Source organism: Syntrophorhabdales bacterium (genome assembly GCA_035541455.1).
In the GTDB taxonomy this organism is placed as follows: domain Bacteria; phylum Desulfobacterota; class Syntrophorhabdia; order Syntrophorhabdales; family WCHB1-27; genus JADGQN01.
In genome coordinates this window covers 19,764-31,921 of sequence record DATKNH010000116.1, presented here as the reverse complement: position 1 = coordinate 31,921, position 12,158 = coordinate 19,764, and the positions used below count along the sequence as shown (strand labels likewise).

Below are 12,158 nucleotides of genomic sequence, written 5' to 3'. Positions count from 1 at the left end.
GCCTCGTTCTGCGCCCGAATACGAGTCGCCTCAAGGGCAGGTGTCATCATTCACTATCCGGTCGGATTGGGCTGTTTCTTGTCAGTATATCGACAGGGTAGTATTTTTTGACACACTCAGGACAGAGGCCATGTGAAAATTCCGCATCTGAGTGGTCGCTGATATAGATTTCCAACTGGATCCAGTAGCCCCCGTCATCACGAATCTTTTTGCAGGAAGTACAGATAGGGAGTAAACCACTTAGGGTTTTCACGTGGGAGATCCGCTTTGGAAGCCGTTTCACAAAACTGATCTCGCCTTGCATGAAGCTCACCTTTTTCTCCTGAAGCTCCTCCAGCTCTGCAATTCTTTGGCGGAGTTCCAGCATTTCCTCGATTAATTGTTCCTTAGACTTTTCTTCATCCCTCAATACCTTTTTTCCTCGAGGTTCATCCGCAGAAACAGTAAGGTCTGAGGACAGGTAAGAGTCCCAGGCTTGTCTCCGCGAACTCATGTTGATTTCGCCTCCAATACTGAAAAAAGAGGTTCTGAAATAGATTCGCTCCGGCAAATGGGACATTTACCAGGCCTCTTCAATCGCTCCCTCTTGCGGAAAACGAAGCCGCACTTCTCACAAGTAGCCGGCTGTACCAGGAGGCGGAGCGGCCCTGTGTGCATAGTCTTCCTGATATGCTCGAGATGATCATAAATCTCTCTCTCCGGTATCCTCAGTTCCGCCGACATCTGTCGAGCGGTATTAGGATGCTCCGACAAAAGAGTGACAATTCTATGGCGGATAGTGTCAAACCTCTCCACTGGCACATACGGCTCTTTAATCCTCGTGTTCATTGGAATTGCACCTTTCCGCAGGGATTGTATCATAAGACCGATCTCACCTTTTCACAATGTTTGTGTTCCCTATAGAAAGAATTGTGCCATACCTCAGGACAATCAGCTTGCGGAAGAGACACCGGAGTGCTTACTTTACTCAAATGAGTTGAACGGGTCCGAACTATTTCAAAAAGGAGGGGTTCCATGGGACAGATCGCCTGGACAAATGAAATGAAAGATGCGCTTACGAAAGCGGCGGCGGAGAAGAAACCTATACTTCTCGACTTCTTCAGCCCAGCCTGAATCGGTTGCAAACAGATGGATGCGGTTACGTATCCGGACGACAAGGTGATAGATTTTATAAATAGTAACCTGATCCCGTTACGCGTTAAGTCTGATATGCCTTTGGCCAAAGAGTTCAACATTACCTGGACACCGACGCTGATCACCCTTGACCAGCAAGGGAAGGAGCACTACCGCAGCGTCGGGTTTCTTTCTCCCGCGGAACTTATTCCCTCGCTCCTGCTGGGCATGGCAAAGGTGTACTTCGATACCGGAGTACTCGATCAATGCCTCGGCACATTGGAGAAGATTGTTTCCGGGCATCCAAAGAGCAAGGCGGCCCCTGAGGCTGTCTTTTTGCGCGGTGTCGCCGGGTACAAGAACACCCATGATCCGAAGCCGCTGAAGGCCGCGTACGAGAAGCTCCAGGCAGACTATCCCGGGAGCGAGTGGGCCGATCGGGCCCAGCCCTATCGACTTCTATAAGAGAAGGGAGATCAGTCCTATAGGTTTTTTGGATTAATTTGCCCCGGTGCATTCTTAATTTTCATTTGTGTAAGTCTATAATATCATGTACGATACCGATATAATTTCGCTCTGTTCAGCATAGGATTCCCAAATAACTGGAGGAGGAATGAATATGGAAGAAAAGAAGAACACAGAGATGTGTGAAAAAGAAGAAGGCTCCACCAAGCGCGATTTTCTCAAGATGGCAATGGGTGCAGGCCTCGGCATGGCCGGAATCGGTTCTCTGGTCGGCACTCCGGCGATGGCCCAGGCAGACAAAGCGGGCAAGTACGTGGTTGTCATCACCCACGGAGGCGATGACCCTAACAGGGCTATTCTAGGCCTTCTGATGGCGCAAACCGTGGCAGACAAAGGCTGGGGCAAGGTTTACGTTTGGATGACATTGGGCGGCGCAGACCTGGCCAACAAGAGACGGGTCGAAATAATCGATTCCCCCATTTACAAGAAATTCGGCACTGCCGCAGAGATCATGAAAAAGATCAAGGACAAGGGCGGATGGTTCGGCTGCTGCCCTCCCTGTGCCGAGTACTTTGGTTCAACAGGAAGTGAGAAGATCGATTACGTCGAGATGGCCGGGGGCGACTGGCTCATGAAAAACATCCAGGATGCCTGGGTGTCTTGGTTCTGAGACAGCAGAGCAGGTAACGAGTGAGCAGTAAGCAGTGAGCAGTCGCCAAGAAACGCCGCTTTGGAACTGCCTGAAGACCAGGGCCTGGGCATTTCGTTTTTTGCTGCTTACCGCCGGCTGCTCACTTTGATCTTCTTTCTGACTCTCACTATTCACTGCTTACTGCTTACTGTTTACCGCTTACTCTTGTTCTTTTTTATCCGCAGGGTAGACATTCTCACGCTCTCTCCGTATAATAATACGCCAATGAACGGCCTAAACTTAGCCATTGTGGATGTGGAGACAACGGGCACAAGCCCCGGCTATGATCGCATCATAGAGGTGGGGGTACTGCGAATAAAGGACGGCACGCTGGTAGATACTTACTCAACCCTCGTCGATCCTGAGAGAAGCATTCCCTACCACATTGAAAACCTGACCGGCATCACGAATAAGGACCTTTCGGGCGCGCCTACGTTCGGTGACATCAAAGGACATCTCATCAGGCTCTTGGAAGGCTGTGTCTTCGTCGCCCATAACGCCCGGTTCGACTATGGATTCCTGAGACATGAATTTGGGCGGGAGGGGATCGACTTTTCAGCAAATTGCCTCTGCACGGCCCGCCTGTCACGTAAGCTTTTTCCACATGAGCGAAGACACGGCCTTGACAGCATCATCAGGAGATTCGGCATAGCCTGTCAAAACAGGCATCGGGCTTTTGACGACGCGCAGGTGCTGTGGGAGTTTCTTGACCTTCTCAGGGACCGCGTGGATGCTTCGCGACTGGCTACCGCTATCCGGGAGGTACTCAAGACCGCAAACCTCCCTTCTTGCATTGATCAGTCAATGATACGCTCACTCCCTGACTCTGCCGGTGTTTATATCCTCTATGCTGATGATGGCAGCACGCTCTATGTAGGGGATGCCTGCAACATCCGGAATGGTGTTCTTTCGCATTTTTCCGGCGGCTACAGATCGACAAAAGAGGCGCTGCTTTCTCAACAGGTACGAGACGTCAGGGTAATTAAGACGGCAGGCGAGTTAGGAGCACGCCTCCTGGCACGCACGCTTATGCGCGAATTGTATCCCATGTACAACCGCAAGCCCCTGGCTGGCAAGAGACTGGTCGTGGCAAAAAAAACGCTTACCGGTAACGGCTACCTCACGACTCTCATAGAACCACTGCTGTCATGTTCCCCATCTGAGTTAAGGGATGTCTTGGGAATATTCCGAACGAAGAGAAAAGCCAGGGAGTTTCTCCTGGCACGGGCAAAGGAGCATGGGTTGTGCCCGAAGCTCATGGAACTGGAGAAAGGCGATGGCCAGTGCTCCCACGTACAGACTGACATCTGCCATGGGGCCTGCACCGGCGTAGAACCTCCCCGCTCGTACAACGAGAGATTCGTGAGAGCCTTCGCCGCAAGCGGCATCAAAGCCTGGCCCTTTTCCGGCCCTGTTCTGGTTGAAGAGCGCGCCGGATCCGGTGAAGGCGAAGCCTTCCTCATTGATCAGTGGTGCATAATGGGATCATTTAAGTTTGACGACACTGGGGCAGAGCAATTTAAGCGAGCCGCACATGCTTTCGACTATGATTCCTACAAGATACTGGCAGAGCACCTTCTGAATCCGAGAAAGAACATAAGGCTCAGGAGTGTGGCTTCCACTGAACTTCAGAACATCCTCCAACAAGCGTAAGCTGCACAGCTATGAAGGGGTGGAAGCAACAACGCGATTGAAGCATGGAAGTGGAAATACTTTGGTGTTATAGTAGTTGTAATCCTGACTCCTCCCGCGAAGCACGCGGAAAAAGGATCAGGGGAGTCGCGTACACGAACCCTTATCGAGCTTCCTCTATATAACGTAAAAGGAGGTAGATATCATGAAATTGAAGTGGTATGGTCACTCGGCATTCAAGCTCACGACGGAAAAAGGAGCGCGGATCATTGTTGATCCCTACGAATCGGGTTTCGGAAACGGCGGGCTGACGTACGCAAACATCACGGACGAAGCAGACCTCGTGCTCACGAGCCACGACCACGGAGACCACAACTACGTGCAAAGTATCAAGGGGAACTTCACCAGGATTCAAAAAGAAGGGTCGTATGATGTCGCTTCTGTAAAGGTGACGGCAATAGCCTGCTTTCACGACCCCTCAAAGGGCAAAGACAGGGGCAATAATCTGATTTTCGTGATTGAGGCGGATGGGTTAAAGATTGTCCATGTCGGGGACCTGGGCCATAATCTGGATCAGGATATCCTTAAGAGACTGGGCTCGGTGGACGTGCTGCTCCTGCCTGTTGGCGGCTTTTATACGATAGATGCAAAGGAAGCTACAGACGTCATGAACGCAATTAAGCCGAGGCTTACGATACCCATGCATTATAAGACGGAGAAGTGTGCATTTCCGATTACCACACTCGATGAGTTTACGAAAGGCAAGAAGGCCGTTAAGACAGTGGGCGCGGCCGAGCTGGACGTGACAAAGCAGAGCTTACCTGGCGAAGCGGAGATTTGGGTCCTCAAATACGCCCTGTAGTTATGAATGATGTTCTAAAGCCTTTATTTACCCGTCAGCAGATAAGGAAAGCCGTCAAGAGACTGGGTACGGCTATCTCGCGCGATTATCGGGGCGAGGAAGTGATCTGCATCTGCATCCTGAAGGGCTCCTTCATGTTCACCTCGGACCTGGTACGGGAAATAAAACTCCCGACTATCGTCGATTTCATACGTGTTTCGTCGTATGGCCATGGAACGTCGTCAAAAGGCGAGATTACCATCACCAAGGATCTGGAAGTGGATATTGCCGGGAAACATGTGCTCATTATAGAAGATATTGTTGATTCGGGCCTGACCCTCAAGTGGTTGCGGGACACCTTACTGGACAGAAATCCGAAAAGCTTGAAGATAGTCTGCCTGCTGGACAAGAAAGCGCGAAGGAAGATTGACATTGCCTGCGATTATATCGGCCTTGCCATTGATGATGGATTCGTTGTGGGCTACGGGATCGACTATGCAGAAAAATATCGCAACCTGCCGGACATACTTATAGTGGAGAAGAGCTGAAGACGAGCTCACATCCATGAGGATTACGGCAGGGATCGATGCCTCGTACGGTGTAAACCGTTACGCGTCTGCGCTTGCCACTTTTCATGACGGGAAACTCAAAAGCGTCAAGACCGATGAAGGGGAGCTGAGCGCGCCCTACGTGAGCAAGCTCTTCTTCCTGAGAGAAGCCCCGGCGCTATCGCGCCTGCTCTCCGGAGAAGCGATAGACCTTCTTTTTGTAAACGGCCACGGCGTCTGTCATCCTTATTTTTTCGGTCTGGCCACAGTAATTGGCTGGACGCACAACATACCCACCATAGGGATTGCATCGAGATTGATCCGCGGTGAGTATACAAGACTGCCCTCACGCTATCCTGACATTGAGTTCATCATGCTGCGATGTCAGGCTGTCGGAGCGGCAGTCCGGCTGAAACATTTCAGCAGGCCCATGTTCGTCTCACCGGGCTTTGGTGTCACCCTCGGTGAAGCCATTCAGGAGTACGCATACTGGGCAAGGCTTGGCAAGCTACCTGAGCCGCTCAGGCTTGCTCATGTGCAGGCACGCAGCCTGCTCAGAAACAGAAGGCGCAGCCTTGAAATGAAACCATAGTTATTCTAAGCTATTGCGGTTTGATCATAAAGGAGGTTCAGGTGGAGATTCAGATTGAGAGAACTTCGCACAGCAAACTAAAAGAGGTGGACCTTGATCGCCTTGGCTTTGGAGAGGTTTTCTCTGACCATATGTTCACTCTTCAGTACGGCGATGGTCGGTGGAAGTCTCCGCGCATTGTTCCGTTCGGTACCATCCAGATTTCCCCGAGTCTCTGTACTTTGCATTATGGGCAGGCAGTATTTGAAGGACTCAAGGCTTTTCAGGCAAACGACGGAGAGATACGGCTGTTCCGCCCGGAGCGTTATCATGCGCGGCTTAACCGCTCATGCCAGCGATTGTGCATCCCCCCCTTGAACTGGGAATCCTTCAGCGAAGCATTAAAACAGCTCCTCGCTGTCGATCGTGACTGGGTACCGAAGAAAAGAGGCTACTCTCTGTACATCCGTCCCTTCGTTTTTGCCACTGACAATTTTCTCGGCGTTCATGTGTCGAGCACGTATCTCTTTATGATCATTACCTCTCCTGTGGGGGCCTATTACAAGGAAGGCATGAACCCGGTACGGCTCATAACGTCAGGCGAGTATGTGCGCGCTGTCAAAGGGGGAGTCGGAGCAGCAAAGACACCGGGAAACTACGCTGCCTCTCTTCTTCCTGCGGAGGAAGCCCAGAAGAAGGGATTCACACAGGTTCTCTGGCTTGACGGTTGCGAGAACAAGTGGGTAGAAGAGGTGGGCACTATGAACATCTTCTTTGTGATCGATGGAGCGCTGGTTACGCCCCCTCTCGAAGGTTCTATCCTCGGAGGCGTGACAAGAGAGACAGTCATTGAAGTCGCCCGCTCGTGGGGCATACAGGTCAATGAGCGAAGGATCTCTATTGAGGAGGTCATGACCGGGGCAAGAACAGGACGCCTGACTGAGATATTCGGGACGGGCACTGCGGCAGTGATTTCACCCGTGGGCTGGGTCCAGCACAAGGACGACCTCATTACTGTCAACAATGGCAAGACAGGCTCTCTTTCTCAGCGCCTGTACGATGAGATCACCGCAATTCAGTACGGGGAAAAGCCGGATCAGTTCGGCTGGTCTTACCACATCTGACATTGATTGGAGAACAAATTCTGTCCTCTGCTCTGTTCTAACGGATAGAATAGACTTTGGCTGTGGCGGTTTCGGTAGCGCTTGGCCGAGAGGAAGTATCGGCCCTGGCTGGCGGGGCATCAGTTGTCCGGGGAGGCGCTACCCAGGCCGCAGGTACTTGTCCTGGTATCTGTCCTGGCTTCTTCTTCTGGGCAGACGTGGATTGCTTCTGACCCGGTGCCTGTCGCTTCTGTTTGGCCTTGAGTGTCTGTAGATTACCGCGGCTCCGTTTCAAATCGGTGCCCACCACTTCCAGCTCTTTTCGTAGTGAATCGTTTTCAAGCTTAAGGCTGAGCCGTTCTCGCTCCATCTTTGTCTTTCTGGCTTCTTTTTCTCCAATCTCTTTTGTCAGTCTGTTCACATCAGTTGTAATGGCAGCCAGGCGTGTACGAACATCATAGACCAAAGCACACTCAATTGCAGCGAGGACCCCAAGGAGCGCCACTGCAATCACCGCTGCTCGTGGGAAAGCCAGAGCCTTCGCAAGACCTCTCTTTGCCGCTTCCGGCCTGAAGCGCACAAGACGGTTGGGAGAGACCATTTGTACCGGCCACTCTGGTGATCCAATGCGATATTTGAAAGTGCCCGATATCGGCGTCTTTCGCCGCTGTTCTCTCCGCTCAGCTTTTTTTAAAGCATCCAGAATATATGACATCTCACTACTACCATTATGGTGCTGGGGTTTAGGCCCTGCCCGTCTTCCGAAGTCTGATAGTATTATAGCTACTTTCTCTATCATTTCCACCAGTTCGTTTTCAGAAGGCCAAATGTGCCGTGCCTCGAGGCCTGCAATCAATGCTTCCTGAAGAGCTGGACGTGTGTTACAATTGTGATAACGCGGGTGTTCCAGGATCGGCTATAGTCATGGAACGTATAAGCAACGGAGGAAACGTAATGGATGATATCCAGCGGTTGGGCATTGTGTTGAGACACCTCATCGAGCATAACGAAGGCCATGCCGAAGACTACGCGCGGTGGATTGAACTGGCCAGAAGTAACCACTTAACGCGTGTGGCAGAGCTCATAACTGAAGCAAATGAACAGATGAAGAAGGGTAGTGAGGCCTTGAGGTCGGCTCTAAATCAATTGGGTGTTATGCCGGCTGAAGATGAGGAACATCACCATCACTAGACGGAGGGCCACTGTCAGCACCCGACGGGCCTGGCATGGAAGTTGCTCTAAGTCCTGTGATGATCATTTCCGAAGGAGTCTCCCGTGAATGAAGACGGCTTCATCGACTACTATGAACTCCTGCAGTTGAGTCCGAATGCAGACACAGATACTATTGAACGTGTCTTTCGCTACCTCGCCAAGAGGTATCATCCGGACAACAAGGAATCAGGAGATACCGACCGGTTCCTCGTCATCGTTGAGGCCCACAAGACACTCTCCGACCCTGAGAAGCGCGCCGGTTACGACGTCAAGTACCAGGATTATTGGAACAGCAGGTGGAAGCTCACATCTGAGGCAAAAAGCCGAACTGACTTCGGCGATGACTGGGAAGACCGCGAAAGCCTGCTTTCAATTTTGTACCTCCAACGCCGTCACTACATGAAGCAGCCGGGGCTAGGCAATCACGAGCTCGCCCGTATGCTCGACAAACCGCTGGAGTTCATCGAGTTCCATATGTGGTATCTGAAGTCAAAAGGATTGGTGGAACGTCTGGAGAACGGACGTATGGCGATCACCGCCTTAGGCGTCGATCATATAGAACAGAATAGACTCCGGCTCAGGAAGGACCGTCTGCTCACGGCAGGTACTGCCTCTCCCGAGGAGCAGTACGCGGGACCGGGACGCTTCGAAACAACCGATTTGCCAGAGTTTCCGAAAGACGCCGGGTCAAATTAATGGATTTCCACGGGAATAGCCTCAGTTGCCCCTGTCATCGGGAAATCCGGTGCATTTCTTTCAGCGGTTAGCAGGAATGACAAAAGAGTGCAGCAGGACATCCTGCGATGTCTTTTCATCGGGGCTGATAAAGGAGACTTTCAATTCTCTCGTGGTCACATCCACGAGAGTATAGCCCGAAGGAGCCCAATACTTCTCGTATCCTGTTTCTGCAGTTTCAAACTTCCAGGGAGCACCTGCGCTTCCCACGCAGACGTAGTGTATTCCGTCTACAGCCATGTCGGTAAAAACATGATCGTGTCCATAGAAGAGGGCCTGGACACCAAACTGCTTCATCCAGCTATGCAGGAGCGCTTGCTCTCCGATGCGCGCTGCCCTGCCCCCACCGCGACCGTACCGGGAGTTGAGCTCGTTCCCTGCATTGCCTCCGACGGGATGGTGCATAAAGAGAAGCTTCCAGCGGGCCTTCGATTTTGAAAGCAGTTCGTAGACCCATTTCTTCTGGGCCTCTCCAAGCGTCCACTCGTCGGCACGTCCAGGGCCTTTCTGGTGCGTGTGATCGGTCGTTGTATAGCTCAGCGGATTGAGCACAACAAAGAGCGCATCCCCCCAGGTGAACCCATAGTAATCCTGGTATGGGCTGCCGCCTTCCGGAAAAGTCGTGCTGTCAGGATTTGGAAGAAACGCCGTGCGCGCGTCCCGTGCCCATTCCCTCTGTCTTGCGCCGTGCCAGCCGTTTTCACCCTCCCAGTTGCCGATGGCTGAGAATAAGGGCACCTGTGACGGCAAACTGCCGAGAGCCCGCCGCAAATGCATATAGAGCTGGGGACCCTGAGAAGGGTCGCCCAAGGGTCCGCCGTGCGACACGTACGTCTGTATGTTGTCCCCGAGCATCAGCGTAAAATCGGGTTCACGTCTCTCAACAGACGCGCTGATGCGCCGTAAGACATTCTGCCGATCCAGGTCAAAAGGGGTAATGTGCATGTCAGAAAAAAGGGCAAAGGAGAAGGCTCCATTACCTGTCTTCTGTGTTCTAAAGCGTCCTTCCGTTTGTTTACCCATCTGATCCCGTCCCATGCCCTGTCCCATGGGGCGGGCCAGCACCTGGTACTCGTACCCGGTGTCCGGATGCAATGCGTCGATGCGCACACTCGCGGCGCTAAAAGGGTTAACGACGGTTGGCGCTGTCTCCTTCCAGCTATCCTTCGAGCCAGCCGTATCGGGTCTATATCGCACGCTGCACACAATCGCTGCATCGGCAGCCACAATATTGACCACGATAGAAGATGCAGTAGGTTTGGCCAGAAGTGGAGAAAAGCTCAGCAAGCCTGCACCATCCGGGGCCGGCAGTGCGCTGGACGACACCAGGCTCACCAGCGCCACGATCAGGACCAGCCAAACAGACTTGCGCGGCCACGGCCCGGCTTTAGGCCTACATCTCGCGAGACAATCAAAAGCCATATGCATCCTTCATGATCCCAAAGAGTTCGGTGTTGTGCTTCCAGCCGTTGATCAGCTCGGAGCCCGGTCCGATGCCCCACAGAAAAAGAGGAGCACCGGAATGACTCTTGTCGCCCCACGCGATGCGGTGACGGGTTCTCAGCGCAGTAGGACTGTCCGGAAGGATGGCAAGAGCTCCAGTTTCGTGATCGGCAGTGATGATGAGTAACGTGTCCGGATTCTTTTTCTGAAACTCATAGGCAACCTTTACGGCTTCATCAAAGGCAATGGTATCAGTGATGGTGGTTATGGAGTCATTGTGGTGCGCTGCGTGATCGATTCTTCCACCTTCGACCATCAGGAAAAATCCGTCATTGCTTTTCTCGAGCACCTCCAACGCCTTTGAGGTCATCTCTGCAAGGCTCGGCTCCCGGCTGCCTTTGCGATCAATCTCAAACAGCATATTGTCATCACTGAAGAGCCCAAGAATTCTTGCTCCTGAGGCATTCTTCATCTGCTCCGCTGTCTCCACTACAACGTAGCCGCTCTTTTTGGCCTCGCTTACAAGGTTACGTCCATCCTTTCTTCTGCCTTTCTCTGTTTCAGGCAGGAAAAAGAGTTTGTTTCCCCCAAAAAGGATGTTTACGCCCGAGTTGAGCAATTGCTGTGCGATTACATCTTCCTTGGAGCGATTGTCCACATGCGCGGCGAACGCAGCGGGGGTTGCATCCGTGATTCCGGAGGTCGTGACCAACCCGGTGGCCTTGCCTTTATCTCTGGCCAATTCAAGAATGGTCTTCAGAATTCTGCCGTCCGGTCCTACGCCGATAGCATTTACGTGGACCTCAACGCCTGTCGCCATCTGGGTCGCTGCTTCGGCCGATTCTGTAACCGTGCCATCCAGTCCGTCATTGTACATGTAAGCGGTGCGCCCTTTGTTCATTATCTCCGTCATGGCAAAATCCCTGCTTAACTGCCTGGTGGAGTAGAGCCATGCCACGTAAATATGCGCAGGTCCCATGCCATCACCAATCATGAGCACAATGTTCTTTGCATTTGCTGCAAAGGTGAGGGTCGAGAAAAAAAGGATGATGACTGCAGCAAGCAGCTGGCTTCTGAACAGGTTCCTGATCCGGGTCAGCATTAAAACCGTGGTTAGTTTCAGCATTCTACCACCAGGTTCCTCAAGTGCCGGCGCAGCCTCGACGCTAGCTGTTTCTTGAAGAGTGGGAAGAGGGCCTTCCTTTCTCTCGGTATGAAGATTGCGTCGTATCCTTTCCTCGCTTCAGCTATGATGACCGACGGCGCATCTTCCGTCTCCACAGAATATACCTCGACAGCGAGACCCATCGCGTGTGCCCTTCGTTGCAACGCCTCTGCCTCAGCGCGGCCCCGTTCAAGCACCTGCTCCCGGATGTAGAGCAAGAAATCCTTCTTTGAAGGACGCGTTGCTATGAGATCATTGTGGCCGTAATGGTAAAGATCAGAGGTAAGAATCTGTAAGAGCCCGATCTCTGCTCCCGTTTCACTCGCAGTGCGGAAGGCCTCCTCAGTCGCGTTGGCGCAGTCACCTACGCCCGTGACAAGTAGTATTCTTTTTGTGGCTGGAGAACCCTGCAACACGTGGTCCATTCCCTTGCCTCTATTCTAATAAAGACCTACCGCCTGCAAGAACCAGAGCAGCAGCACCGATCCGAGGCCTAAAATCAGCGCGATATACTCATCGACACGGTGGCGTGTCTGCTTGGCCGTAGATTCTGCCTCGACTTTCCTTAGATCTTCGTTAAGCCCTTTATTCCCGTTTTGTTCTTCACCCATGGAAATTCTCCTTCAGGCGCTATTCGGC

Annotated in this window: 15 protein-coding genes; 9 read left to right on the top strand and 6 right to left on the bottom strand. The window is 52.4% G+C overall.

Going from position 1 to position 12,158, the window contains the following annotated elements; translation table 11 throughout:
* Window positions 1-46: 46 nt before the first annotated feature.
* Complete coding sequence (locus VMT71_12070) at window positions 47-493, bottom strand: hypothetical protein (protein ID HVN24700.1); 447 nt, start codon at window positions 491-493, stop codon at window positions 47-49.
* A gap of 635 nt (window positions 494-1,128) precedes the next feature.
* On the opposite strand from VMT71_12070, the gene VMT71_12065 reads away from it, so the two are divergent.
* The 7 genes from VMT71_12065 (at window position 1,129) to VMT71_12035 (ending at window position 6,985) form a co-directional block, all read left to right on the top strand.
* Entirely contained in the window at window positions 1,129-1,578 is a 450-nt protein-coding gene (locus VMT71_12065) for a hypothetical protein (protein HVN24699.1), read from the top strand.
* Window positions 1,579-1,732: 154 nt separating this feature from the next.
* Window positions 1,733-2,248, top strand: a complete 516-nt coding sequence (locus VMT71_12060; GenBank protein ID HVN24698.1) for a DsrE family protein — start codon at window positions 1,733-1,735, stop codon at window positions 2,246-2,248.
* A gap of 246 nt (window positions 2,249-2,494) precedes the next feature.
* Entirely contained in the window at window positions 2,495-3,922 is a 1,428-nt protein-coding gene (locus VMT71_12055; GenBank protein HVN24697.1) for an exonuclease domain-containing protein, read from the top strand.
* Between the two features lie 184 nt (window positions 3,923-4,106).
* A complete protein-coding gene (locus tag VMT71_12050) occupies window positions 4,107-4,763 on the top strand; it encodes an MBL fold metallo-hydrolase (GenBank protein HVN24696.1) in 657 nt (218 codons plus the stop codon).
* Between the two features lie 2 nt (window positions 4,764-4,765).
* Entirely contained in the window at window positions 4,766-5,290 is a 525-nt protein-coding gene (gene hpt / locus VMT71_12045; GenBank protein HVN24695.1) for a hypoxanthine phosphoribosyltransferase, read from the top strand.
* Window positions 5,291-5,306: 16 nt separating this feature from the next.
* Window positions 5,307-5,882, top strand: coding sequence for an endonuclease V (locus VMT71_12040; protein ID HVN24694.1), 576 nt, complete (start codon window positions 5,307-5,309; stop codon window positions 5,880-5,882).
* A 41-nt stretch (window positions 5,883-5,923) separates the two neighbouring features.
* Entirely contained in the window at window positions 5,924-6,985 is a 1,062-nt protein-coding gene (locus VMT71_12035; GenBank protein HVN24693.1) for a branched-chain amino acid aminotransferase, read from the top strand.
* Between the two features lie 37 nt (window positions 6,986-7,022).
* Here the strand turns inward: VMT71_12035 and VMT71_12030 are convergent, their stop codons facing one another.
* Window positions 7,023-7,679 (bottom strand): hypothetical protein, encoded by a 657-nt coding sequence (locus VMT71_12030; protein ID HVN24692.1) that lies wholly within the window; start codon window positions 7,677-7,679, stop codon window positions 7,023-7,025.
* 209 nt (window positions 7,680-7,888) lie between these two features.
* On the opposite strand from VMT71_12030, the gene VMT71_12025 reads away from it, so the two are divergent.
* Both VMT71_12025 and VMT71_12020 read left to right on the top strand, forming a co-directional pair.
* Window positions 7,889-8,155, top strand: coding sequence for a hypothetical protein (locus VMT71_12025; protein HVN24691.1), 267 nt, complete (start codon window positions 7,889-7,891; stop codon window positions 8,153-8,155).
* A gap of 84 nt (window positions 8,156-8,239) precedes the next feature.
* Window positions 8,240-8,872, top strand: a complete 633-nt coding sequence (locus tag VMT71_12020; GenBank protein HVN24690.1) for a DnaJ domain-containing protein — start codon at window positions 8,240-8,242, stop codon at window positions 8,870-8,872.
* Between the two features lie 60 nt (window positions 8,873-8,932).
* Here VMT71_12020 and VMT71_12015 read toward each other — a convergent pair whose 3' ends face one another.
* From VMT71_12015 to VMT71_12000, 4 genes are read right to left on the bottom strand one after another with little or no spacing between them, the layout of a single operon-like run.
* Window positions 8,933-10,333, bottom strand: coding sequence for a metallophosphoesterase family protein (locus VMT71_12015; GenBank protein HVN24689.1), 1,401 nt, complete (start codon window positions 10,331-10,333; stop codon window positions 8,933-8,935).
* Complete coding sequence (locus VMT71_12010) at window positions 10,323-11,480, bottom strand: alkaline phosphatase (protein ID HVN24688.1); 1,158 nt, start codon at window positions 11,478-11,480, stop codon at window positions 10,323-10,325. The genes VMT71_12015 and VMT71_12010 overlap by 11 nt, the downstream gene beginning before the upstream one ends.
* Window positions 11,474-11,944, bottom strand: coding sequence for a universal stress protein (locus VMT71_12005; GenBank protein ID HVN24687.1), 471 nt, complete (start codon window positions 11,942-11,944; stop codon window positions 11,474-11,476). Before VMT71_12005 ends, VMT71_12010 begins: the two co-directional genes overlap by 7 nt.
* Before the next feature lie 15 nt (window positions 11,945-11,959).
* On the bottom strand, window positions 11,960-12,130 hold the full coding sequence (locus VMT71_12000; protein HVN24686.1) for a hypothetical protein: 171 nt from the start codon (window positions 12,128-12,130) through the stop codon (window positions 11,960-11,962).
* Window positions 12,131-12,158 lie beyond the last annotated feature (28 nt).

Coding starts and splice junctions, on each gene's coding strand:
- hpt (HVN24695.1), top strand. CDS start 4,766: ATGAATGATGTTCTAAAGCCTTTATTTACCCGTCAGCAGATAAGGAAA.
- VMT71_12065 (HVN24699.1), top strand. CDS start 1,129: ATGGATGCGGTTACGTATCCGGACGACAAGGTGATAGATTTTATAAAT.
- VMT71_12050 (HVN24696.1), top strand. CDS start 4,107: ATGAAATTGAAGTGGTATGGTCACTCGGCATTCAAGCTCACGACGGAA.
- VMT71_12010 (HVN24688.1), bottom strand. CDS start 11,480: ATGCTGAAACTAACCACGGTTTTAATGCTGACCCGGATCAGGAACCTG.
- VMT71_12015 (HVN24689.1), bottom strand. CDS start 10,333: ATGGCTTTTGATTGTCTCGCGAGATGTAGGCCTAAAGCCGGGCCGTGG.
- VMT71_12070 (HVN24700.1), bottom strand. CDS start 493: ATGAGTTCGCGGAGACAAGCCTGGGACTCTTACCTGTCCTCAGACCTT.
- VMT71_12055 (HVN24697.1), top strand. CDS start 2,495: ATGAACGGCCTAAACTTAGCCATTGTGGATGTGGAGACAACGGGCACA.
- VMT71_12030 (HVN24692.1), bottom strand. CDS start 7,679: ATGTCATATATTCTGGATGCTTTAAAAAAAGCTGAGCGGAGAGAACAG.
- VMT71_12005 (HVN24687.1), bottom strand. CDS start 11,944: ATGGACCACGTGTTGCAGGGTTCTCCAGCCACAAAAAGAATACTACTT.
- VMT71_12060 (HVN24698.1), top strand. CDS start 1,733: ATGGAAGAAAAGAAGAACACAGAGATGTGTGAAAAAGAAGAAGGCTCC.
- VMT71_12000 (HVN24686.1), bottom strand. CDS start 12,130: ATGGGTGAAGAACAAAACGGGAATAAAGGGCTTAACGAAGATCTAAGG.
- VMT71_12025 (HVN24691.1), top strand. CDS start 7,889: ATGGAACGTATAAGCAACGGAGGAAACGTAATGGATGATATCCAGCGG.
- VMT71_12040 (HVN24694.1), top strand. CDS start 5,307: ATGAGGATTACGGCAGGGATCGATGCCTCGTACGGTGTAAACCGTTAC.